The sequence below is a fragment of the Nonomuraea sp. NEAU-A123 genome (genome assembly GCF_018603905.1).
Taxonomy (GTDB): Bacteria; Actinomycetota; Actinomycetes; order Streptosporangiales; family Streptosporangiaceae; genus Nonomuraea.
The window spans coordinates 576,428-598,285 of record NZ_JAHFZZ010000001.1; the positions used below are offsets into that span (position 1 = coordinate 576,428).

Genomic DNA, 21,858 nt, shown 5'->3' on the forward strand with positions numbered 1-21,858 from the left:
GCGGGTGAAGCGGTGTGCGAAGTCCGTGGCCTGCGGATTCAGTCGCAGTCCGACGGACTATGCGGATCCTGAAGGTCGCCCGGCTACCGTCGGCCCACGAGTTACACCCCTACCGGCAAAGGTGATCAGAACATGCGGAAGACGATCGCGCTGGCCGTCGCGGCCGCCGCGTTGACCGGCTGCGGGATGCTCCCTGCCCAGCAGGGCGGCAGCGGCGAGGAGCAGACGGGCCAGACCAGCGAGACCGCGCCACCCGCGCACCCCATCGAGCAGACCACACCCGCCGAACAGCAGCAGACCGCGCCCCCGCAGGAGACCAAGGCGATCGCGAGCCGGGAGACCAAGGTCGGATCGGCCGGTCAGTACGGCAAGGCCCGCGTCGACATCACCTCGCTCAAGCGGCAGGGCCGGACGATCAGCCTCAACTGGACCGTCACCGCCACCGACGGCAAGGTCAACCTGCACAACGGCATGGGCAGCGGCACGCTCGACTACACGGTGTCGGCCGTCTCCCTGATCGACCCGGTCAACGCCAAGCGCTACCGCGTCGCCCGCAACGGCACGGGCGAGGACGCCACGTGCGTCTGCTCGGGCACGCAGGGGCAGTTCCTGGAGTCCGGTGACGCCACCACGCTCTACGCGGTCTTCGCCGCTCCGCCGCCGGACGTCACGAAGATCAATGTCGAGATGCCGATGATGGGCGTGTTCACCGATGTTCCGATCTCTTAGCGTCGCGCTGGCCCTCCTCCTGTCCCCGACCCCCGCTCCGCCCGCCAACGCCACCGGCCCGGTGGAAGACCTGGTGCTCCCCGTCGAGGACATCATCGGCGAGGTCGAGTCGCTCGACGGCACCGAGAGCGAGACCAAGCTCGGCAAGCAGGTCACGGTCGCGCTCACCAGTGACGTGCTGTTCGCGGTGGACAAGTGGGTGCTGACCGCCGAGGCGAGAAAGCGTCTCCAGGAGGTGGCGCGCAAGATCGACGCGGAGGGCGCCGGGGGTGTCGTGCAGGTCGAGGGGCACACCGACGACCAGGGCACCGACGCCTACAACGTCACGCTGTCACAGCGCCGGGCGCAGGCCGTACAGCAGGCCATGCGCGGCCTGCTGACCGGCGGCGACGCGGACCTCCAGGCGAAGGGGTACGGCGAGAGCCGCCCGAAGGTGCCCAACATCGTCGAAGGCAAGCCCGTCGCCGCGAACCGGGCGAAGAACCGCCGGGTGGAGCTGGTCTTCACCGTCAAGCAGTGAGCTCGGCCAGCCCGTCGCCCATCGGGGTGCGGCTGTAGAGCACCGACCGGCCGCTGCGCGTACGCGAGACCAGGCCCGCCCTGCGCAGCACGGCCAGATGGCCGCCCACGCCCCCGAGCGTCATCGAGAGCTGGGCGACGAGCTGGCTGGTGCTGGCCGGGCTGTCGAGCGCGGCGAGCACGGCCGCCCGGCCCCGCCCGAGCAGCGCGACCAATCCGTCGGCGGCCTTGCCGAGCAGGATGCGCTCCTCCTCCAACGCCATGTCGATGCCCAGGCGGCCGAACACCTCCGCCCAGCCGTACCCCGCGAGCCGGCCCGCCCGCCGCACGATGTCGCGCTCCAGCAGGGCGCGCAGCCGGGGCCAGTCAGGGGCGAGCAGCTCGGTCCAGAACGCTTCGAGCGCGTCGGCGACCCGCACGGGAACGTCGGGAACGTCGAGCGCCGGATCGACCGGCCGGCCCCGATGGCTGAGCCGCAGGTCGGCGGCGGCCCGGCCGGTGGGCGTACGCCGGACCGCGGCCAGCTCCCGCTCGAAGGTGACGCCCACGCCCTTGGGCGGCACGCAGTAGAAGTCGGGCGCGTAGTCGGTCACCCGGTGCAGCCGGATCAGGGCCCGCAGCACCGGGCTGCCCGCCAGCAGCCGCTCGTACCGGTCGCGCACGCGGGCCGTCCAGATGGGCAGGCCGGGCGGTACGCTCTGGCCGCTCAGCACGTTCAGCGCGCCGACGACCTGGCTCATCGGCGACAGGCCGAACCTGACCTTCGCCAGATCCTCGGGCGTGCACTCGAGATGAGCCATCCGTTTCGCCTCCCGACGAAAGAGACGAAAGAACGGTCATCCTAGCGAGGCTCAATCGCCCGGCAGCACGCCCAGGGTGACGGTGATCGTCTTGCTCGAGCCGTCCTCCTTGACGACCTCCACCTTGGCCTGCTGCCCCGGCTTGAGCGCGGACAGCGCCTCGGCGAGTGCGGGCATCGTCGCCGTGTCCTCGCCGTTGATGGAGATGATCACGTCACCGGGCCGGATCCCGGCCTTCTCGGCCGCGCTGCCCTTGTCGACCTTGGCCACGGCGACCCCGGCCGGCTCGCCGTCGTCGCCGATGAGCGTGCTGCCCCTGATGCCGAGCGCGGCCCGGTGGCTGTTGGTGACCTTGCCGTTGCGGACGATCTGAGCGGCGATGTCCGTCGCGGTGTTGCTCGGGATCGCGAACCCGATGCCCGGCGCGGCCCCGCCGCCGAGGTCCGGGTCCGTCGCCGCGAGCGTCGGGATGCCGATGACCTGCCCGGACAGGTCGACGAGACCGCCGCCGCTGTTGCCGGGATTGATCGCCGCCGACGTCTGGATCGCGCCGCTGATCGTCGCGCCGGGTGAGCCGGGCTCCTGTGGCTCGCTCACGGTACGGCCCAGCGCCGAGATGATGCCGTCGGTGACGCTGCCCGACAGCCCCAGCGGGTTGCCCATGGCGAGGACGAACTGGCCGACCCGGAGCTTCGACGAGTCGCCGAACTTGGCCGGTGTCAGCCCTTTCGGGTCGTCCACCTTGATGATCGCCAGGTCGCCGCCGCTGAAGCTCTTGACGAGCCGGGCGCTGCGCGAAGTGCTGCCGGTGGCCAGCGTCACGTCCATCTTGGTGGCGTTACCCACGACGTGCGCGTTGGTGAGGATGTGACCCGCCGAGTCGTACACGACGCCCGAGCCGAGCCCCGTCTTGGTGGTGATCTGCACGATCGACGGCAGCACCCGCTGGATGACGCGCTCGTAGGACTGCTCCAGTGGCGTCGCGGGCACCGGGGAGGGGGGCGAGGCCGTGGGCGTCGCCGACGAGGGCGTGATAGTGGCGGTGGGCGCCTGGGCCGAGCATGCGACCAGCAGCATGGCGGCGGCGGTCGCCACGGCGACCTTGTTCATGCAGAGCTAGTGCCCCGCTCGGTGAGGCTCATGCGGAGGCGGTGCCCCGCTCAGCGAGAAAGGTGGGAAAGATATGTCTCACGGACGTTACGCCTGCTCAGCTTGCCCGTGGGCGTACGCGGCAGCGTGTCGCGGAACTCGATGACACGCGGGTGCTTGAGCTTGGCGAGCCGCGGTTCGCAGTGCCGCATCAGCTCGGCGGTGAGCCCGCCGGTCTCGGCCCCCGCGATGGGCTGGACGAGCGCGACGACCCGCTGGCCCCACTCGGGGTCGGGCACGCCGATCACCGCGACGTCGGCCACGGAGGGGTGTTCGAGAAGTGCCGCCTCGATCTCGGCGGGATAGATGTTGACGCCGCCCGAGATGATCAGGTCGGTCCTGCGGTCGAGGAGGAACAGGTAGCCCTCGTCGTCCAGATAGCCGATGTCACCGGGCGTGTAGGCGCGCCCGCGCATGGCGGCCGCCGTCTTGCCGGGGTCGCCGTGGTACTCGAAGCGGTTGACGCCGCCGATGTAGACCAGCCCTGGTTCGCCGGGCGCCACCTCCTCGCCGCCGTCGCCGACGATCGTGAACGTCATGCCGTCGAGCGCCCGGCCGACCGTGCCCGGCCGGGCCAGCCACTCCTGCGACGACACCATGGTGGCCACGGCCGCCTCGGTGGAGCCGTAGTACTCCCACAGCACGGGCCCGAGCCAGTCGATCATGGCCTGCTTGGTCGCGGGCGGGCACGGCGCCGCGCCGTGGTAGAGGTGCGTGAGCGAGGACAGGTCGTACTTCTCCCGATCCGGTACGGCCAGCAGCCGGTGGAACATCGTGGGCACCATGAACGCGTTCGTCACCCGATGCCGCTCGACCAGCCGCAGGGTCTCGGCCGCGTCGAACCGCTCCGGCGCCACGACCGAGTGCCCGAGCTGCAGCGCCATCATCGCCTGCCCGTACGGCGCCGAGTGGTAGAGCTGCGAGCACACCAGGTGCACACCCCCGACCGGCAGCCCGAAGTGCGTCCAGCTCTTGCGCATGAGGATCGGGTACAGCTCCTCGGGCGTCAGATCGAGCAGCCGCCTGCGCACGCCCTTCGGCCGCCCCGTGGTCCCTGAGGTGTAGAGCATCATCGACCCGGCCCGCCGGTGCTCCGGCGCGGTGCCCGGCTGACCGGCCACGAGCTCGCCGACGGTGAGCGCGGTGGGGGAGACCACCGCCTTCGCGCCGCAGTCGGCCACGATGTAGGCGATCTCCTCGTCGGTGAAGTGCCAGTTGACCGGTACGAGGTAGGCGCCGATCTGGTACGTCGCGAGCATCATGGTCAGGGCGTCGAGCCCGTTCCTGAGCACGGTCACCACCGAGTCGCCCCGCGCCACCCCGCGCGCGGCCAGGCCGTGAGACGCCTGGTTGGCGCGGGAGAGCAGCTCGCCGTACGTCGCGCCGTCCGGGCCCAGCAGGGCGGGACGTCCGGCGTCGGCGGCGGCGATCTCGTAGAAACCCCTCATGCCCGTGACCATACAGAACTAGATTCTGCACAGGGAATAGCGGAATTATCCCGCTGCTTCGTGACGTAACCTGAAAGCCATGGCGGACGTCGGTGACCAGATACCTTCCTCGGACTCTCCCACCACCCCGTTCCGGAAGATCGTTCTGCCTACGGACGAGACGGTCGCGGTCTCCCGGCCACCGGAGCCGCTCGCGCCGCTCCCCCCTCTGCCTCCACCGCCCCCGCCGCTCAAGGGCGGGCTGCTCGCCCGGATCGGCGACGTCCCGATCAAGGTCGTCTACCTGCTCGGCGCCATCATCGCGACCGTGCTGGCCGTCATGCTGGTGTTCGTGATCTTCTCTGGGGACGTGCCGAAGGACGCGCAGGAGCCCCCGCGGCAGGTCGTCCCGATCTCCCCGGTGCCGGGGACCTCCGCCTCGCCCAAGCCGTCGGCGACCGCGGTTCCGGCGGCGCCGAAGAACCTCGCCTACCCCCAGCAGGCCGGTACGGCGACCGTCACGATCGGCACGATCTCCGACCTGGCGACCGGGATCAGCTACCCGCGCCTGGGCCTGCCGTGGACGGCCAAGTCGTTCGCGCCGTTCGCCATCGCCCAGCGCGTCGGCAAGGTGGCCATCCCGCACACGGTGATCGCCTCGACGATGCTCCCCGGCGCCACCCCGAAGACCAAGCCGGCCAAGACCGCCGACTACCGCGAGCTCGCCGTCAGGGCCGTCAACTGGTCGCTGCGCACGCAGTATCCGGCGGGCGCCACGCTCACCTGGACCGGATCGCAGAAGGTGCCGGCGGGCAAGGGCTGGATGCTCGGCTACAAGGTCACCTACACGGTCTCCGGCAAGCAGAAGACGTCGCAGGCCATCGTGTCGATCCACGAGGTGGGGAAGACCAAGCCGGCGATGCTGCTCGCATCGATCCCCCAGAGCGGCAAGTCGCACTACCGTGACCTGAACACGATCGTGCAGGGCGTCCGGACCCTCTAGGTCAGAAGCATGCTCTAGAATATGGTTCTGGCATGTGTCGGGCCTGGCTGGAGGATGTGCGATGGCGATCGGGTTGAGCGAGGAACACGAGGCGCTCCGCGAGTCGGTGAGCGGCTGGGCGGACCGGAACATCCCTGCCGAGCTGCTGCGATCCGGGTCGGATGAGCGTCCCGCCTTCTGGCCGGGGCTCGCCGAGCAGGGGCTGCTCGGCCTGCACCTGCCCGAGGAGGCCGGCGGCTCCGGTTACGGGCTGCTGGAGACCGCGGTCGCCGTCGAGGCGCTGGCCGAGCGGATGGCGCCGGGGCCGTACGTGCCGACCGTGCTCGCGAGCGCGGTCATCCACGCCTCCAAGCGCCACGAACTGCTGCCCGCACTCGCCGACGGCACCCTGACCGGCGCGGTCGCGCTACGCGGCTCGCTCAGCGGCACCCGCGACGACGACGGCGCCCTGGTGGTCTCCGGCACGGCCGAGCCGGTCCTGGGCGGCTCGCTGGCCGACGTGCTCGTGCTGCCGGTGTCCACCCCGGAGGGCGAGGAGTGGATCGCGCTCGACGCCTCCGCCGCGACCGTCACCGCGCTCAAGTCGCTCGACCTGACCAGGCCGGTGGCGAAAGTGGAGCTGGACGCGGTGGCCGTGCCCGCCGATCGGGTCCTGGACGGGGTCGAGGGCCCCGACGTGCTCGACCTGGCCGCCATCCTGCTCGGCGCGGAGGCCGCGGGGCTGGCCTCCTGGTGCGTCACCGCCGCGTCGGACTACGCCAAGGTGCGCGTGCAGTTCGGGCGGCCGATCGGCCAGTTCCAGGGCATCAAGCACAAGCTGTCGCGCATGCTGGTCGCGCTGGAGCAGGCCCGCGCCACGGTCTGGGACGCCACCCGCGCCAGCGGGCGCGAGCTGGAGTACGCCGCCGCGATCGCCGCGGTGATGGCTCCCGACGCGGCCGTCCAGTGTGCCAAGGACGCGATCCAGACCTTCGGCGGCATCGGCTACACCTACGAACACGACGTGCACCTCTACTACCGCCGCGCGCTCACGCTCCGCGCGGTGCTCGGCTCGTCGGCCGAGTGGGCGGCCACCGTCACCGCGCTCGCCCTGCAGGGCGTCGCCCGCGAGATGGAGATCGATCTCCCCGAGGACGCCGAAGAGCTGCGCGAGTCGATCCGCGCGGAGGTCGCGTCGCTGAAGGAGCTGGAGGGCAAGGAGCAGAAGCGGGCGCTGGCCGCGCGCGGCCTGGTCATGCCGCACCTGCCGAAGCCGTGGGGCCGCGGCGCCAAGCCGCTGGAGCAGGTGCTGATCGCGCAGGAGCTCAGGGCCGCGCGGGTGAAGCTGCCCGCGATGATCATCGGCGCCTGGGTGGTGCCGTCCATCGTCTCGTACGGTACGCCCGAGCAGCAGGAACGCTTCCTGCCCACGACGCTCAGCGGCGAGATGATCTGGTGCCAGCTCTTCTCCGAGCCCGGCGCCGGGTCCGACCTGGCCTCGCTGCAGATGAAGGCGGACAAGGTCGAGGGCGGCTGGAAGCTCAACGGCCAGAAGGTCTGGACCTCGGTCGCGCACGTCGCCGAGTGGGGCATCTGCATCGCCCGCAACTCCTCCGAGGGCTCCAAGCACGAGGGCATCACCTACTTCCTGGTCGACATGAAGGCGCCGGGCGTCACGGTCCGGCCGCTGACCGAGATGACCGGCGAGAACCTGTTCAACGAGGTATTCCTGGACGACGTGTTCGTGCCCGACGAGCTGGTCGTGGGTGAGGTCGGACAGGGCTGGAAGGTCGCCCGCAACACGCTGTCGAACGAGCGGGTCTCGCTCTCGTCCGGGTCGGGCGGCACGGGCGCGTCCGTGCCGGACCTGCTCGGGCTGGTGGGGCGGCTCGGGCGGGAACTGTCCCCGGTCGAGGCCTACCAGGTCGCGCAGGTGATCTGCGAGGGGCACTCCATCAACGCGTTGTCGCTGCGGGTGACGCTCAAGCAGTTGGCGGGCGGCGAGCCCGGCGCGGACGCCTCGGTACGCAAGCTGCTGTCCACCGCGCACGCCCAGCACGTCTCGGAGTCCGCGGTGGAACTGCTGGGGGCCGCGGCCGTGGTGGCCGCCGACATGAGGCTCGGCGACGCCGGCTACTGGAACCGGGCGGTGCTCGCCACCCGGGCGATGACCATCTACGGCGGCACCACCGAGGTGCAGCTGAACATCATCGGGGAGCGCATGCTCGGCCTGCCCAGGGACCCTGAGCCGGGTAAGTGACGGCGGGGGCCGGGCTCGGGAAGCGGCCCGGCCCTCCACGGGGATCAGGAGGGGTTGACCGGCTGTAGCGGGCTCGGCGTGCCGTCGCTCCACGGTCTCGGGATGCCGATCTTGATCTCCCCGAGGCAGGCGGCCGGGCCGTTCACCGTACGGATGACCAGCTCGGTCCCACCGCCGTTGACCGGGGCGAACGTCCAGCCGAAGCCCTTCTCCGCCGGCACGTCGGCCCGTGCGGTGCCGAGCCGTACCGACAACTGGGTGGCGGCCGGGTTGAGGTAGCCGACCTGGACCGTCCACTCGCCCTGGGGCAGCCGCACCGGCAGCGGGAAGCGGACCGCGCGGGCGCCGACCGGCGTGCAGCCGTCGGCCCGCGCGGGGACCGTCAGGCCGTCGATGCTCACCGGGCGCAGCCGGCCCTGCTGGTCGAAGATCAGCGGGCTGCGTATCGGGCCGCTGAGCCGCCTGGTCCAGGTCACCGGGTGCGGCGCGATCGGGCCGAGCACCTTCGAGGCCAGCGCGTAGTCGTAGAAGAAGAGCGGATAGACGACCTTGGCGGGCACGTGCGTGTCGAGCACGACCGCGTTGTCCGGGACGCGCTTGAGCGCCAGCCTGCCGGTCTCGACGTAGCTCTTGACGTGCGTGCCGAGCGGCAGGCGGGTGTACGCGGTGACCGACCAGACCGAGCCGAGCGCGAACGCGGCGGTCAGCGGCAGCCAGGCGAACCTGAGGCGCGGCCAGGCCCGCAGCCAGGGGCGTTCCTCACCGGCGAGCGGGATGAACGCCAGCCCGATGGCGATCGCCACGACCATGGCCGTGGAGGAGACGTAGCGTAGTTCGGCGCCGCTCAGGTCCGGGCCGAGCTGCTGGATCCGGCCGATCATGACGGGCACCACGTCGGCGAGCGTGAAGTAGGCGAGCAGCACCAGCCACGCCAGCCAGGCCCGCCGCCTGAAGAGCACGGAGACCGCCAGCACGACCACCGCGACGCCGAGCCCGGCCCAGACCGCCGCGGGCGGCGTCGCCGCGGTCGCGTAGTCCTCGCCGATCGGCAGCCACTGCCAGGGCCCGCCCAGAGACGTCGGCACCAGCGAGGTGGACAGCAGCGTCCAGGCGAACCGCGCCGCCAGCCCCGTGTCGGGCAGGGTGGGCTGGATCGTGTCGTTGGTGAGCTGCACGGAGGTGAGGAGCTGGCGGAAGAACACGCCCGCGTAGACGGCGAGCACCCCCGCGTAGAGCAGCCAGGCCCGCCACCGCCCCCGCCAGCCGAGCCAGCCCACGCTCAGCGCGAGGGCCAGCAGCAGGATGAACGGCGCCTTGACGAAGAACGCCATCCCGAACACCGTCCAGCCCGCCGCGGCCAGCGCGTGCCTGAACCGGCCCGTCCTGGTGTAGAGGACGTGCGAGCAGAGCGCCATCGGCAGCGCGATCTGGAACGGCAGCGTCTCGATCACCACCGCCCACCACGACAGCGACGAGATCGTCATCGGGGTCAGCAGGTAGAACGCCAGCGGCACCAGGATGGCCGGGCGCGCCCCGAACAGCAGCCGCAGCAGCCGAAGCAGGGCCAGGCTCGCCGCGCCCAGCAGGCTGATCGTCACGACGTGCGCGAGAACGTCGTTGTAGACGCCCAACCGGCCCATCGCCCACTGGATCGCGAACGGTCCGGGCACCAGATGGCCGTAGTCGACCCGCATGAGGTAGTCCCACGTCAGGTCGTGCTCCAGGCCGCGGGCGATGAAGGTGAAGTCGTCCTGGCGGAAGTACGTACGCCTGACCAGGCCGAACTTCCACACGAGCTGCACGGCGATCATCACCAGGGCGGCGGCCACCACGGCGTCGCCGCCACGCAGCCAATGACGGGCGCCCACCGTCGTCTCGCTCGTCGCCACCCCGCCCCCCTCAGCCGGAAGCGTAGTCATTGGTGGGATTTATGCGGAATGGTCGTTGTGTGGTTGTGATGTCATAGCGGGATGCCGAACACGACCCGAGCAGGACCGCTGTCGGCCGTGCTCGGTCTCGCCCTCGGCTGCCTCGCCCTCGGACCCGCTCTGGGCTGGGGTTTCGTCCTCGTGCAGGACATGGTCTTCGTGCCGGACCCGGCCTTCTCGCGTTTCACGTTCGGGCTCGCCGGCGGGGCGCCGCGGGTGGTGCCCAGTGACGCCGTGGTCACCGCGCTGGCCTCCGTGCTCCCGGCCGAGCTGGTGCAGAAGGCGATCCTGCTGGGCATCTTCGTGCTGGGCTGCTCGGGCGCCGCGCTGCTCGTGCCGGCGGGCTTCCTCGGGGCCCGGCTGGTGGCCGGGGCGTACTACGTGTGGAACCCGTACGTGGCCGAGCGGCTGCTGATGGGGCAGTGGGCGCTGCTGCTGGGGTACGCGGGCCTGCCGTGGGTGGTGCGCGCGGTCCGTGCGGGGCGCGGGCTGCTGCCCGCCGTGCTGCCCGCCGCCGTGGGGGGCTTCGCGGCCATGACCGTCACGGCCCTCACGGCGCTGCCCGTCGCGGGCCGGCGGGTCCGGGTGGGAGCGGTGCTGCTGGCCGTCAGCCTGCCGTGGCTGCTGCTCGCGCTCCTGCGGCCGGGCGGGCTGAGCGGGGACCCGGTGGGCGTGGACGCGTTCGCGGCCAGGGCGGACGGGCCGTTCGGGGCGGTGGGCAGCCTGCTGTCGCTGGGCGGGATCTGGAACGCCGGCGCCGTTCCGGCCGGGTACGAGACCGTGGTGGGCTCGGTGGCGCGGCTGGCGCTGGCCGTGGCGGGGATCGTGGGATTCGTCCTGATGAAGGACCGGTCGAGGGGGCTGGGGGTGGCGGCGGCCATCGGGTTCGGGATCGCCTGCCTGGGGGTGACCGAGCCGGGGCGCGCGGCGTTCAGGTGGCTTGTGGGGGTGTGGGGCGGGTTCGCGGTGTTCAGGGACGCCCAGCAGTTCGTCGCGCCGCTCGCCCTGCTGGCCGCGCTCGGGCTCGGCGCCTTGACGGAGAAGGCGGGGCTGGGGCGGTGGGCGGGTGTGATGGTGCTCGTGCCCGTGGCCGTGCTGCCGACCATGGCCTGGGGCGGGGCGGGGGCGCTGCGGGCCGTGAGCTACCCGGAGAGCTGGAACCAGGCCCGCGAGGTGATCCGGCGGGATCCGCGGCCGGGGGACGTGCTGGTGCTGCCGTTCGAGTCCTACCGCCGGTTCCCGTGGAACGGGGACCGGGCGGTACTCGACCCGGCGCAGCGCTACTTCGCCGTGCGGGGGCGGAACGTGGTCGCCAACGACTCCGTACGCGTGGGGAACATGCTCGTCGGAGCCGAGGACACGAGGTCTCGCGAGGTAGAACGCGTACTAGAAGCACCCTCGCCAGACCTGGCCGCAGCGGGCTTCCGGTACGTTGTGGTCGACGCGGGCACGCCGGCCGAGCGGCGGCGGTTCGAGAGCCGGCTCAGCGGAGCGAGCCTGCTTGTGGGCACAGATGAGCTGAGACTGTACCGGCTCGACGGGTAATTTGTACGGTTTTGATAAGACTCAGTCCGTTGATCAGCGGATTTATTAAGATTTCGTAGAGCTACTTCCGAGTAGCAAGAATTGGTTCTAGGTTTGTGACGCCCGTTCATTTGCCGCTCGAGGAGGAACCCCCCGTGATCAAGATCCTCTTAGCAGCGATCATCGGTGTCGCCGTCGCCGCGCTCGTCGCGACGGTTACCACCGTCTCCTTCACCGGGGCCACCGCGACACCCGTCAACCGGCCGCTCTACAACTACGGCGACCGGTAGTCCGAGCCGTTATGCCGCCCTCCCCCCAAGGGGACGAGAGGACGAGCCGACCACCACTGCTCGAGATCGTCGTTCCCGCCTTCAACGAGGAGCGGCGACTTCCCGGGGGCCTCCTGCAGCTGTGCGCGAAGCTTGCCCGCATGCCGTTCCCGACCGCCGTCATCGTGGTCGACAACAACAGCACGGACAGCACCGGCGAGATCGTCAGGACCTGGCCGCGGGGGCCGGTTCCGGTCCGGCTCGTCGAGTGCGCGACTCCCGGCAAGGGGGCCGCCGTCCGCGCGGGGTTGCTCGACACCCGTGCCCCCTTCGTGGGCTTCTGCGATGCCGACATGGCCACCGACCTGAACGCCATCGACGTCGCGTTCGGGCTGCTGCTCTCCGGTGAGCGCGTGGTCGTCGGCTCGCGGGCGCACGCCTTCTCCGACGTGGAGAACCGGCACAGCCGGGTCCGTGAGCTGGGCGCCGTCGGCTTCCGCGCGCTGGCCAGGGTGCTGGTACGCGGGGTGAGCGACACCCAGTGCGGCTTCAAGTTCTTCGACGGCGCGCTCGTCCGCGAGGCCGTCGCCGGGCTGCGTACCTTCGGCTTCGCCTTCGACGTCGAGCTGCTGGCCCGCTGCGTCGCGTTCGGCTCGACCGTGCTGGAGATCCCCGTCAACTGGCGGGACATGCCTGGCTCGCGCTTCTCCCCGGCCAGGCACGGCGCCGGCATCCTGCTGGAGCTGGGCCGGATCTGGCTCAGGCTGCGCGCCGCCCCGCGCCCCGGTGTCAGTCCGAGGTGGGAGCAGCCGCTCGACCCCGTCGGCTCTCCGTGAACGTCGCCGTCGTCAACTGGCGTGATCCGTGGCACCCGGCCGCCGGTGGCGCGGAGACGTATGCCTGGGAGATGGCCCGCCGCTTCGCGCGCGCCGGCGACGAGGTGTGCTTCGTCACGGCGCGGGCGCCGGGTCAGCGCCGGAAGGAGACCATCGAGGGGGTACGGCTGGCTCGCATGGGCGGGCCGTTCACCGTCTATCCCCTGGTGCTGGTCTGGCTGGTGTTCCGCCGTGGTGTGTTCGACGCGGTGCTCGACTGCCAGAACGGCATCCCGTTCTTCACCCCGCTGGTGCTGCCTCGCCGTACCAAGATCATGTGCGTGGTGCACCACGTGCACGACCGGCAGTTCGACGTGCATCTGTCCCGGTGGCTGGCGGTGTTCGGGCGGTTTCTGGAGGGGCCGGTGTCGCGGTGGGCGTACCAGGGGCACGAGAGCGTGGCCGTGTCGCCCTCGACCGTGAGCGCCATGCGCGAGCGGCTCGGCTGGATCGGCCCCATCCACATCGTGCCCAACGGGGTGAACGTCTCCACGAGCGGCGACTTCCCCCGGAGCCGGACGCCGCGGCTGGTCTGCGTCGGCAGGCTGGTCGCGCACAAGCGCGTCGACCTGCTGCTCGACGCGGTGATCCAGCTCAGGAAGCAGTGGCCGGAGCTCACCGTGGACGTGATCGGCCGGGGCCCGGAGGAGGCGCGGCTGCGCGCCCGGCTCCCGGAGGGCGTCACCATGCACGGCTATCTGCCCGAGGCGGAGAAGGAGCGGCTGATTGCCGCCGCCTGGCTCCAGGTCAACGCCTCGCAGGGCGAGGGCTGGGGGCTGTGCGTGCTGGAGGCCGCCGCGCTCGGGGTGCCGACCGTCGCGTTCGACGTGGACGGGCTCAGAGACGCGGTACGGCACGGCGAGACGGGCTGGCTGGTGCCCGAGGGCCTCGGCAGCACTGGCCTGGCCAAGGGCATCGCTGCGGCCCTCGACGAACTAAACGACACCTATAGCGTGAAATGTCGGGAATGGGCGGGGAAGTTTTGCTGGGACCGGAGCGCGGAACGGCTGGCCGCGCTGGTGCATGGCCGGATGGCGGGACCCGGCTGGGAGGAGCCGTGATCGAGAGGGTCCGGCACAGGCTCTGGCTGGCGCTGTGCTGCCTGGGCTTCGCCGTGCTGACGTTCACCACCAAGCCGGGCGACGTCATCTCCGACACCAAGCTCGACCTGGCGCTCAACCCGCTCGGCTGGCTGGAGCGCGCCGCCCACCTCTGGGACCTCCAGCACTTCGGCCAGTTGCAGAACCAGGTGGCCGGCTACCTGTTCCCGATGGGCCCGTTCTTCGCGCTCGGCGACCTGGCCCACCTCGCGCCCTGGGTGACCCAGCGGCTCTGGCTGACGGTGCTGCTGTGCGTGGCCTTCCTCGGCGTGGAGCGGCTGGGCAGGCAGCTCGGCGTCGGCACGCCGGGCACCCGGATCGTCGGCGCGCTGGCGTACGCGCTGGCGCCGCGCACCCTGTCGATCATCGGCGAGATCTCGATCGAGTGGCTGCCCGCCGCGATGCTGCCGTGGATCCTGATTCCGCTGCTCACCGCCACGGAGACGGGCCAGCGGGCCAGGGCGGCGGTCAGATCTGGGCTCGCCGTCGCGCTCTGCGGCGGCGTGAACGCGGTCGCGGTGCTGGCCGTGCTCATCGCCCCGGTGCTCTACATCCTGACCCGTCCGAGCCCGGTGCCCCGCTGGCGGATGCTCGGCTGGTGGAGCGGCGCGGTCGCCGTGGCCACCCTGTTCTGGTGGCTGCCGCTGCTGCTCGTGGGCCGCTACGCGTTCTCCTTCCTGCCCTACACCGAGACGGCCTCGACGACCACGCAGGTCACCTCGCTCACGAACGTGCTGCGGGGCGCCTCCGACTGGGTCCGCTACCTGACCGTCGGCGGCGTCACCGACCAGCCCGCCGGCTACGCGATCGCCACCTCGGCCGTGCTGGTCGTGATCACCGGCCTGCTGGCCGCGCTCGGCCTGGCCGGGCTGGCCCGGCGCGACCTGCCCGCGAAGGGCTTCCTGCTCGTGGTGTTCGTCGTGGGCGTGGCCGCGCTGGTCGCCGGGCACACGAGCGCGCTGGAGCCGGTCGTCGCCGAGCCCGTGCGATGGCTGCTGGACGGGCCGCTCGCGCCGCTGCGCAACCTGCGGAAGTTCGATCCGCTGGTCCGGCTGCCGCTCGCGTTCGGGCTGGCGCACCTGCTGGCCGGGGCCCGGTTGCGGCTGCGCTCGGTAGCCCTGGTGGCCCTGGCCGGGCTCGTGCTGCCCGTCTTCAACCAGGGGCTGGGCGCTCCCGGCGACTTCAAGGAGGTGCCGCTCTACTGGCGGCAGGCGGCGGCCTGGGTGAACGAGAACGCCGGAGACGACGGCGTGCTGGTCGTGCCCGGCGCCAAGTTCGGCGAATATCTCTGGGGCCGGCCGATGGACGACCCCATGCAGCCGCTGTTCACCGCCCGCTGGACCACCCGGCAGGTCGCGGCCGCCGGCTCCGTGGGCCTGACCAGACTGCTCGACGCCATCGACCAGCGGCTCACGGCCGGGTACGGCTCACCGGGACTGACCGAGGTGCTGCGCAGGATGGGCGTGCGCTACCTGGTCGTCAGGAACGACCTGATGCGGGCGAACCTCCAGGGCGCCTGGCCGTCCAGGATCTACGAGGCGCTGCGCGAGTCGCCGGGCATCACGAAGGTGCGCTCGTTCGGTGGGGAGGTCGGCGACACCGTCACCGACGACGTGATCGACTCGGTGGACTGGCCGTTCCCCGCGCTGGAGATCTACGAGGTGTCGGGCAGCTCCGACCTGCTCAGCGTGCAGTCGGCGGGCGATGCCGTACAGGTGCGCGGCGGCCCGGACTCCCTGCTCACGATGGGCGATCTCGGGCTGCTCGGTGACGGTCCCGTGCTGGTGAACGGCGACGCGGGCAAGCGCGAGACGCCGGCCGTGGTGAGCGACGCGCTGCGGCTGCGCGAGCGGCAGTTCGGTGAGATCCGGTCGAACTGGACGCCCACCCTGACGGCCGACCGGCGCGACGACTTCTCCGGGGTCAAGACGCTCGACCTGCTCGAAGACGGCTGGCTGCGCGACACCGCCACCGCCGAGTACGACGGCATCTCCAGCATCACCGCCTCCTCCTCGGTGGCCGACGCCGACGCGGTGCCCGGCCTCAGCGCCACCGGGCGCAGCCCGTGGGCCGCCATGGACGGCGACTACGAGACCGGCTGGGAGAGCGGCGGCTGGCACCGGCCCCAGGGCGAGTGGCTGCGCGTGGACCTGCCCAGGCGGCGGGTGATCCCCGCGTTCCAGGCGACATTCACCAACAACGTGCTGCTCGGGCAGTCGGTCAAGCGCGTGGCCGTGGAGACCGAGGGCGGCCGGATCGAGCAGGACGTCCAGCGGACCAACAGCCCGCAGAGGCTGCGGGTCCCGCCCGGCGCGACGAGCTGGCTGCGCGTCCGGATCCTGGCCACGTACAACGCCGACTGGAGCTTCGTGCAGCGGGTGGGCATCACCGAGCTCACGATCCCCGGCATCCTGCCCGGGCGGACGATCCGGCTGCCCGGCGAGGGCGGCGACGCCTTCGTGATGGACCGGGGGCTCGACTCCCGCCCCTGGTGCATGCGGAACCAGAGCCGCTGGATCTGCAACCCGCTGCTGGCCCGGCCGGGCGAAGAAGGCGCCGGATTCGACCGGACTTTTACCGTTAAGCAGGGACAGAAGGCTGCGGTGCGCGGCTCCGCCATTCTGCGGGATTCCAAGCTCGTCGACCGCTTCACCCGGTTGGGCGGCGGACTGACCAGGGTGATCGGCTCGTCGCAGGCGAGCAAGGACGCGGTGTCGGCGCCGAGGTCGGCGTTCGACGCCGACGCGGCCACCACCTGGATCCCGGCCGCCGGCGACCCTGAACCCACGCTCACGCTCGGCTGGCAGCCCAGGCGCGTGCTCTCGCGGATCCAGATCGCCCGGCCCGGCGGCGACAAGCAGCCGCTCGACGTGGTCCTGACCGGCGACAAGGGCGCCGTGCGCAGCGGCCGGGTGGACGCGAACGGCTACCTGAGCTTCAAGCCGCTCGCCACGACCCGGCTCAAGCTGCGCTTCTATGCCACCTCCAAGCGGCTGCAGGTCACCGAGCTGGTGATCCCCGGCGTCCAGCCGGCCAGCCGGCCGGAGGGCGTGCCGTTCCGGCTGGCCTGCGGGCAGGGACCGAGCCTCCAGGTCAACGGCGTGACCGTGGCGACCAAGGTGACCGGTACCTTCGCCGACCTGCTGGAACAGCGGCCGGTGAGGTTCACCGGCTGCTCGAGGGCCGCGCTCACGGCCGGCGACAACCGGGTCAGGGCCGCCGGCTGGGACCCGTTCGCGGTCGAGAACCTGGTGATCGGCTCGCTCCCCGCCGAGCCGCCGGCCGTGGAGGGCGCGGCGGTCCCGGGCACGTGGACGTTGTCGGCGCGCGAGGCGAAGGTGACCGCGCCGAAGGACGCCTTCCTCGTCGTCAACGAGAACTACAACGCGGGCTGGCGCGCCGAGCTCGACGGGAAGGAGCTGCGGCCGGTCCGGATCGACGGCTGGAAGCAGGCGTGGGAGCTGCCCGCCGGCACGTCGGGGACCGTGCGCATGGAGTACCTGCCCGACCGGCCCTACTGGCTCGCGCTCGCCCTGGGACTGGCCGGGATCGCCCTGCTGACGCTGCTCGCCCTGGTGCTGCGCGGACCGCGTCCCGAACACGTCAGAGCGACCGCCGTCGCCGGCGAGTCACGGCTGTCCCGCTGGCGGGTGCCGTACGTGATCGTGCTGGGGCTGGCCTTCGGCGGCTGGGTGGCGGACTGGCCGGGCATGCTCGCGGTCCTGGCCGCCGTCGTGACGGTGCTGCTGCTGCGGGTACGGCGGGCGGCGGCCGTGCACTGGGTGGCCGGCTGGCTGTTCGGCGGGGCGACGGCGGCGCTGGCGGCGGCCATGGCGCTGCGGGATCACGGAGTGGACGTTGGGCCGCTGATGGATCAGGTGCCGCAGCTCGTGGCCTGCGCGGCCATGGGCGTGCTCTTCGGGCAGCTCGTCACGGAGCAGGAGCCGCCGGCTCCGGAGCCGGAGCCGGCGAAGGCGGAGCAGCCGCTGGCCGACGCCCGGCGAGCCTGAGCGCGTTCTCCTCGACGAGGTGATAGCTGGCGGCGCTGATCAGGAGCGAGGCGATGAACGTCAGGATCGCGACCTTCACGAAGTCGCCGGTGAACGGCTGGTCTCCGGTGATCTTGTAATAGAGGGTGATCACCGGCGCGTGCCAGAGGAAGAAGCTGTAGGAGATGCGGCCCAGGTAGGCCGTGACCGGGTTGCCCAGCACCCGGTGCCTCAGTGAGTCGTGCCTGGAGGCGAGGGCGAACGGCGCGATCACGAGGACGGCCACCGACGTCTCCAGGATCATCCGCCAGAGCGACTGCGACAGCGTGGGCAGCGTGAGCGTGCGCGGGCCGGCCAGCTCGGTGCTCAGCACCGCGTACAGCAGCAGCGCCAGCACCAGGAGCTGCGGCGCCAGCGCGTCGACCACCTTGCTCTGCTTGATCCACACCGACAGCACGGCCATGGCCATGCCGGCGGCGAAGTAGATCAGGTGATGCGGCAGCCAGAGCGCCAGTTGCGGCTGGTCGTAGGCGTGCGAGACGACCACGCTGGTCAGCGAGACCACCGGCAGCACGGCGATGCCCGCCAGCAGCCTGACCGGCCGGTTGCCGCCGCGCGCCCAGCCGTGCAGGGCCCAGACGTTCAGGACCCAGGCGAGCACCGGCAGCAGCAGGTAGAACGCCATCTCGATCGGCATCGTCCACATCTGGTAGAGGCCGTCGGGGGCGCGGTTCTGCTCGGTGTAGTTCTGCAGCAGGAACAGCCACTTCGCCCAGCCGGTCCAGTCGAGCGAGCTCCACGCCCACAGGGCCAGCGCCGTGACCAGCCAGTAGGCGGGCAGGACGCGGACCAGCCGGCGCCAGAGGTAGCGCCCCGGCCTGGGGCGCGGCGTGTCCTCGATGACCGCGCGGGCCCACGGGCGGTAGAGCAGCAGGCCCGACAGCAGGAAGAAGATGGGTACGGCGATGCCCAGCCGGGTGGTCATCCAGGCGAACATGCCCTCGCGGTAGATGATGCCGGTGTTGCCACCGACGTGCAGCACCCAGACGCCGAGCGCGGCCAGGGCGCGGATGCCGTCCAGCGCGGCGTCCCTGCCCGCCAGTGGATCCGCTGCCGGCTCCTTCACGGCTGCGCGCACGGCACTCATGGGCGTTTCCTGAGCACGAGGACCAGGTTCCACGTCGCGAACTCCCTGACGATCGGCACCTTCAGCATCGGCCGCCACCACCAGGGCAGGTAGCGGGGCAGCACGTCGACCAGGTCGGCGTCCGTACGAGTCCGCGCCCAGCGCAGCCCGTCGGCCACCGACACCGGATAGAGGCTCTCGCCAAAACGGTTCTTGGGCGGCTTGCCGTACTTATCCTCATATTTCCGGGCGGCCCGGTCGCCCCCCAGGTAGTGCCAGGGCGAGGTCTCGTGGCCGCCCCAGGGGGAGAGCCAGTTCGTGTACGCGAGGAAGATCAGGCCGCCGGGCCGCGTGACGCGCGTCATCTCGGCCGCCATGCGCCACGGGTCTGGAACGTGTTCCAGGACGTTGGACGAGAAGCACACGTCGAAGGAGGCGTCGGCGAGCGGCAGGTCCAGCGCGCTGCCGAGCACCCCGCCGCCGGGCGTGCCCTGCCCGGCCAGCTCGCCGGCGTCGACGTCCACGCACAGACAGCGGGCGCCGTCACGCCTGAAGGCGTCGGCGAAGTATCCCGGCCCGCCCCCCACGTCGAGCACGGTCTTGTCGGCCAGCGGGCCGTAGTGCCGGAGCTGCGCGGTGGTGTCGGCGGCAAGCGTGGCGTAGTAGGCGCTCGGCGTGGCCTGCTCGGACCTGAACGCGCGGAAGAGGCGGACGGATCTGGCCAGATCGGCGCGCATGCTCGTGGCTCCCGGGGGTTGACGGGCTCCCACAATAGAACGAAGCTCTGGCCGAGGCGAGACCGATGAGGGGGCGGCGCGGTAACATCCCGCTCTGACCGGCTTCATCGTAGAACCTGTTCCGATTCGTTATGCGGATGTAGCTGCAGCGATCTGTCGTCGAATGCTACTTTCCAGTAGCGATCATGTTGCGGGTGTATCACACCCGCGGTTGATGTCCGGGGGGACAAGTAACCGGTTCTCGTATCCCTCGACCGCCAGGAGGATCCAGAATGCGACGCACACCTGTACTCGTTCTCGTTGCCGTCGGGGCATTTCTGGTGGTACTCGCGGGCATGGTCCGCTACTGGGCGGCGGACAAGATCATCGCTGCTCCGGCGGCCCAGTACAGCGTCACCAAGCTGCAGGCTCCGGGAGCCCAGTACTTCTCCATCGCCGACGGCAAGGTGCTGACCGCCGACCTCAGCATGCTCGTCACGACCCGTGGCGACGTCAAGGAGGCCACGGACAACCGGGTGGTCTGGGACCAGTTCACCGTGGTGGACGACGTCACCAACAACAAGCCGCAGATCAGCCTGTCGGAGCGGCGCAGTGCCTTCGACCGGCGCACCGGAGTGGGTGTCAACTGCTGCGGGGTCAGCGTCGACAAGGAGCCGGTGAAGCTGGAGGGGCAGATCTACCTGTTCCCGTTCGGCGTCGAGAAGAAGACGTACCGGGTCTTCAACCAGACGGCCAAGAAGGCGTTCGACACGACCTTCGTCGGTGAGGACACCGTCAACGGGCTGCCGGTCTACAAGTTCCAGCAGAACATCCCGGCCACGAAGGTCGCCACGCTGACCGCCCCCGGCTCGATGTTCGGCGTGACGCAGTCGGGCGACATCCAGCTCGACCGCTGGTACGAGGGCACCGACACCTACTGGGTCGAGCCCACCAGCGGCGCCCCGGTCAAGCAGGAAGTGCGGCGCAACGAGACGCTCAAGACCCAGGACGGCATCGAGCGCGCCAAGGCCCTGGTCGCCACCGCCTCGTTCACCCCGCAGACCATCACCGAGATGGTGCGCACGGCGACCGACGCCAAGAACCAGATCTCGCTGCTGAAGACCACGATCCCGATCGTCCTGCTGGTGCTCGGGCTGGTCGCGCTGGTCGTCGCGGTCATCCTCGGCCGCCGTCGCCGCGAGAGCGAGTAACCGGAAACTCCTACGAGGGCGCCCCTGATCAACGGGGGCGCCCTCGTTCGTTTCCCCGACCGACGAAAAGTTCTAGTACTAGAACACGTTGCAGTTTCTTCGCCGCCGGTCGTATTGTCGGGCCCATGCGGACACGTGTGACGGACATGTTCGGTATCGAGCTCCCGATCTTCGCCTTCAGCCACTGCCGGGACGTGGTCGCCGCGGTCAGCAAGGCCGGCGGCATGGGCGTACTGGGAGCCCTCTACTTCACCCCCGAAGAGCTCGAAATGGAGCTCAAATGGATCGACGACCATGTAGACGGCCACCCGTACGGCGTCGACGTGGTCATGCCCGCCTCCTACGAGGGCGCCGACTTCGCGCCCGAGGAGCTGGTGGGCCGCCTGCAGACGATGATTCCCGAAGGTCACCGGAAGTTCGTCGAGGATCTCCTGGCCGGCCACGGCGTGCCTGCCCTGTCGTCGGACGCCGACGCGGGCAAGGTCCTGCTCGGCTGGACGGACGCCACCGCCCGTCCGCAGGTGGAGGTGGCACTGCGGCACCCGATCGCCCTGCTGGCCAACGCGCTGGGGCCACCGCCCGCGGACGTGGTGGAACTGGCCCACTCGCACGGCGTCAAGGTCGCCGCCCTCGCCTCCACCCCGCGCCACGCGCTCAAGCAGGTCGAGGTCGGCGTGGACGTCGTGGTGGCGCAGGGCACGGAGGCCGGCGGGCACACCGGCGAGATCTCCACCATGGTGCTGATCCCGCAGGTGGTGGACGCGGTGGACGTGCCCGTCCTGGCGGCGGGCGGCATCGGCAACGGCCGCCAGATGGCCGCCGGCATGGCCCTGGGCGCCGAGGGCGTCTGGACCGGCTCGCTCTGGCTCACGGTCGAGGAGGCCGACACTCCGGAGATGGCCAAGCAGCGCATCCTGGAGGCCACCTCACGCGACACCGTCCGCTCCCGGAGCTGGACGGGCAAACCGGCCAGGCTGCTCAAGAACGAGTGGACGGACGCCTGGGAGTCGCAGGAGTCACCGGGGACGCTGCCGATGCCGCTGCAGTTCATGCTGGTCTCGGACGCGCTGCGGCGCATCGGCCGCTCGGATGCCGCCGAACTGGCCACCTTCCCGGCCGGCCAGATCATCGGCATCACCAACCAGGTACGTTCCACGCGCGACGTCATGTACTCGCTGATGGAGGAGTACGCGGAGGCCATGGAACGGCTCGGCCGCATCACCGGGGACTGATGATCGTCCGCGAGGTAGCGGG

At 71.0% G+C, this 21,858-nt stretch carries 17 protein-coding genes; 11 read left to right on the forward strand and 6 right to left on the reverse strand.

Features of this window, described 5'->3' with window-relative positions; all coding sequences use genetic code 11:
• The first annotated feature begins 132 nt into the window (after nucleotides 1-132).
• Nucleotides 133-729 (forward strand): hypothetical protein, encoded by a 597-nt coding sequence (locus KLK06_RS02700; protein ID WP_214633629.1) that lies wholly within the window; start codon nucleotides 133-135, stop codon nucleotides 727-729.
• Entirely contained in the window at nucleotides 713-1,249 is a 537-nt protein-coding gene (locus KLK06_RS02705) for an OmpA family protein (RefSeq protein WP_214633630.1), read from the forward strand. The genes KLK06_RS02700 and KLK06_RS02705 overlap by 17 nt, the downstream gene beginning before the upstream one ends.
• Here KLK06_RS02705 and KLK06_RS02710 read toward each other — a convergent pair.
• The 3 genes from KLK06_RS02710 to KLK06_RS02720 are packed head-to-tail and all read right to left on the reverse strand — an operon-like array spanning nucleotide 1,239 to nucleotide 4,645.
• Nucleotides 1,239-2,048, reverse strand: coding sequence for a helix-turn-helix transcriptional regulator (locus KLK06_RS02710; RefSeq protein ID WP_214633631.1), 810 nt, complete (start codon nucleotides 2,046-2,048; stop codon nucleotides 1,239-1,241). The genes KLK06_RS02705 and KLK06_RS02710 overlap by 11 nt on opposite strands.
• 51 nt (nucleotides 2,049-2,099) lie before the next feature.
• Entirely contained in the window at nucleotides 2,100-3,158 is a 1,059-nt protein-coding gene (locus KLK06_RS02715; protein WP_214633632.1) for a S1C family serine protease, read from the reverse strand.
• 50 nt (nucleotides 3,159-3,208) lie between these two features.
• Nucleotides 3,209-4,645, reverse strand: coding sequence for an AMP-binding protein (locus tag KLK06_RS02720; protein WP_214633633.1), 1,437 nt, complete (start codon nucleotides 4,643-4,645; stop codon nucleotides 3,209-3,211).
• Nucleotides 4,646-4,724: 79 nt separating this feature from the next.
• Between KLK06_RS02720 and KLK06_RS02725 the strand changes: the two genes are divergently transcribed.
• On the forward strand, nucleotides 4,725-5,627 hold the full coding sequence (locus KLK06_RS02725) for a hypothetical protein (protein WP_214633634.1): 903 nt from the start codon (nucleotides 4,725-4,727) through the stop codon (nucleotides 5,625-5,627).
• A 61-nt stretch (nucleotides 5,628-5,688) separates the two neighbouring features.
• Nucleotides 5,689-7,866 carry an acyl-CoA dehydrogenase gene (locus KLK06_RS02730; protein WP_214633635.1) on the forward strand — a complete coding sequence of 726 codons (2,178 nt, stop codon included), beginning with the start codon at nucleotides 5,689-5,691 and terminating at the stop codon, nucleotides 7,864-7,866.
• A 44-nt stretch (nucleotides 7,867-7,910) separates the two neighbouring features.
• On the opposite strand, the gene KLK06_RS02735 is transcribed toward KLK06_RS02730, so the two are convergent.
• Nucleotides 7,911-9,785, reverse strand: a complete 1,875-nt coding sequence (locus KLK06_RS02735; RefSeq protein ID WP_214633636.1) for a hypothetical protein — start codon at nucleotides 9,783-9,785, stop codon at nucleotides 7,911-7,913.
• A gap of 51 nt (nucleotides 9,786-9,836) precedes the next feature.
• On the opposite strand from KLK06_RS02735, the gene KLK06_RS02740 reads away from it, so the two are divergent.
• The 5 genes from KLK06_RS02740 to KLK06_RS02755 all read left to right on the forward strand — a co-directional run bounded on the left by KLK06_RS02740 (nucleotide 9,837) and on the right by KLK06_RS02755 (nucleotide 17,572).
• A complete protein-coding gene (locus KLK06_RS02740) occupies nucleotides 9,837-11,339 on the forward strand; it encodes a hypothetical protein (RefSeq protein WP_214633637.1) in 1,503 nt (500 codons plus the stop codon).
• A gap of 134 nt (nucleotides 11,340-11,473) precedes the next feature.
• Complete coding sequence (locus KLK06_RS61270) at nucleotides 11,474-11,608, forward strand: hypothetical protein (RefSeq protein WP_263655675.1); 135 nt, start codon at nucleotides 11,474-11,476, stop codon at nucleotides 11,606-11,608.
• 11 nt (nucleotides 11,609-11,619) lie between these two features.
• Nucleotides 11,620-12,423 carry a glycosyltransferase gene (locus KLK06_RS02745; protein ID WP_214633638.1) on the forward strand — a complete coding sequence of 268 codons (804 nt, stop codon included), beginning with the start codon at nucleotides 11,620-11,622 and terminating at the stop codon, nucleotides 12,421-12,423.
• Nucleotides 12,420-13,523: a glycosyltransferase family 4 protein gene (locus KLK06_RS02750; RefSeq protein WP_214633639.1), complete on the forward strand. Its 1,104-nt coding sequence runs from the start codon at nucleotides 12,420-12,422 to the stop codon at nucleotides 13,521-13,523. The genes KLK06_RS02745 and KLK06_RS02750 overlap by 4 nt, the downstream gene beginning before the upstream one ends.
• A complete protein-coding gene (locus tag KLK06_RS02755; RefSeq protein WP_214633640.1) occupies nucleotides 13,520-17,572 on the forward strand; it encodes an alpha-(1->3)-arabinofuranosyltransferase family protein in 4,053 nt (1,350 codons plus the stop codon). The genes KLK06_RS02750 and KLK06_RS02755 overlap by 4 nt, the downstream gene beginning before the upstream one ends.
• On the opposite strand, the gene KLK06_RS02760 is transcribed toward KLK06_RS02755, so the two are convergent.
• Both KLK06_RS02760 and KLK06_RS02765 read right to left on the reverse strand, forming a co-directional pair.
• Entirely contained in the window at nucleotides 17,493-18,698 is a 1,206-nt protein-coding gene (locus KLK06_RS02760; protein WP_214633641.1) for an acyltransferase, read from the reverse strand. The two genes, KLK06_RS02755 and KLK06_RS02760, sit on opposite strands and share 80 nt — an antisense overlap.
• The gene (locus KLK06_RS02765; RefSeq protein ID WP_214633642.1) at nucleotides 18,695-19,414 is read right to left on the reverse strand and encodes a bifunctional 2-polyprenyl-6-hydroxyphenol methylase/3-demethylubiquinol 3-O-methyltransferase UbiG; all 720 of its coding nucleotides are present in this window, start codon (nucleotides 19,412-19,414) and stop codon (nucleotides 18,695-18,697) included. The genes KLK06_RS02760 and KLK06_RS02765 overlap by 4 nt, the downstream gene beginning before the upstream one ends.
• Before the next feature lie 272 nt (nucleotides 19,415-19,686).
• On the opposite strand from KLK06_RS02765, the gene KLK06_RS02770 reads away from it, so the two are divergent.
• Nucleotides 19,687-20,604, forward strand: coding sequence for a DUF3068 domain-containing protein (locus KLK06_RS02770; RefSeq protein WP_214633643.1), 918 nt, complete (start codon nucleotides 19,687-19,689; stop codon nucleotides 20,602-20,604).
• Nucleotides 20,605-20,729: 125 nt separating this feature from the next.
• Nucleotides 20,730-21,836 (forward strand): nitronate monooxygenase family protein, encoded by a 1,107-nt coding sequence (locus KLK06_RS02775; protein WP_214633644.1) that lies wholly within the window; start codon nucleotides 20,730-20,732, stop codon nucleotides 21,834-21,836.
• Nucleotides 21,837-21,858 lie beyond the last annotated feature (22 nt).

What these genes read in the sequence shown, in the direction of transcription:
- KLK06_RS02710 (WP_214633631.1), bottom strand. Translation starts at nt 2,048, where the DNA reads ATGGCTCATCTCGAGTGCACGCCCGAGGATCTGGCGAAGGTCAGGTTC.
- KLK06_RS02715 (WP_214633632.1), bottom strand. Translation starts at nt 3,158, where the DNA reads ATGAACAAGGTCGCCGTGGCGACCGCCGCCGCCATGCTGCTGGTCGCA.
- KLK06_RS02745 (WP_214633638.1), top strand. Translation starts at nt 11,620, where the DNA reads ATGCCGCCCTCCCCCCAAGGGGACGAGAGGACGAGCCGACCACCACTG.
- KLK06_RS02735 (WP_214633636.1), bottom strand. Translation starts at nt 9,785, where the DNA reads ATGACTACGCTTCCGGCTGAGGGGGGCGGGGTGGCGACGAGCGAGACG.
- KLK06_RS02760 (WP_214633641.1), bottom strand. Translation starts at nt 18,698, where the DNA reads ATGAGTGCCGTGCGCGCAGCCGTGAAGGAGCCGGCAGCGGATCCACTG.
- KLK06_RS02700 (WP_214633629.1), top strand. Translation starts at nt 133, where the DNA reads ATGCGGAAGACGATCGCGCTGGCCGTCGCGGCCGCCGCGTTGACCGGC.
- KLK06_RS02770 (WP_214633643.1), top strand. Translation starts at nt 19,687, where the DNA reads ATGCGACGCACACCTGTACTCGTTCTCGTTGCCGTCGGGGCATTTCTG.
- KLK06_RS02775 (WP_214633644.1), top strand. Translation starts at nt 20,730, where the DNA reads ATGCGGACACGTGTGACGGACATGTTCGGTATCGAGCTCCCGATCTTC.
- KLK06_RS02720 (WP_214633633.1), bottom strand. Translation starts at nt 4,645, where the DNA reads ATGAGGGGTTTCTACGAGATCGCCGCCGCCGACGCCGGACGTCCCGCC.
- KLK06_RS02740 (WP_214633637.1), top strand. Translation starts at nt 9,837, where the DNA reads ATGCCGAACACGACCCGAGCAGGACCGCTGTCGGCCGTGCTCGGTCTC.
- KLK06_RS02765 (WP_214633642.1), bottom strand. Translation starts at nt 19,414, where the DNA reads ATGCGCGCCGATCTGGCCAGATCCGTCCGCCTCTTCCGCGCGTTCAGG.
- KLK06_RS02725 (WP_214633634.1), top strand. Translation starts at nt 4,725, where the DNA reads ATGGCGGACGTCGGTGACCAGATACCTTCCTCGGACTCTCCCACCACC.
- KLK06_RS02705 (WP_214633630.1), top strand. Translation starts at nt 713, where the DNA reads ATGTTCCGATCTCTTAGCGTCGCGCTGGCCCTCCTCCTGTCCCCGACC.
- KLK06_RS02730 (WP_214633635.1), top strand. Translation starts at nt 5,689, where the DNA reads ATGGCGATCGGGTTGAGCGAGGAACACGAGGCGCTCCGCGAGTCGGTG.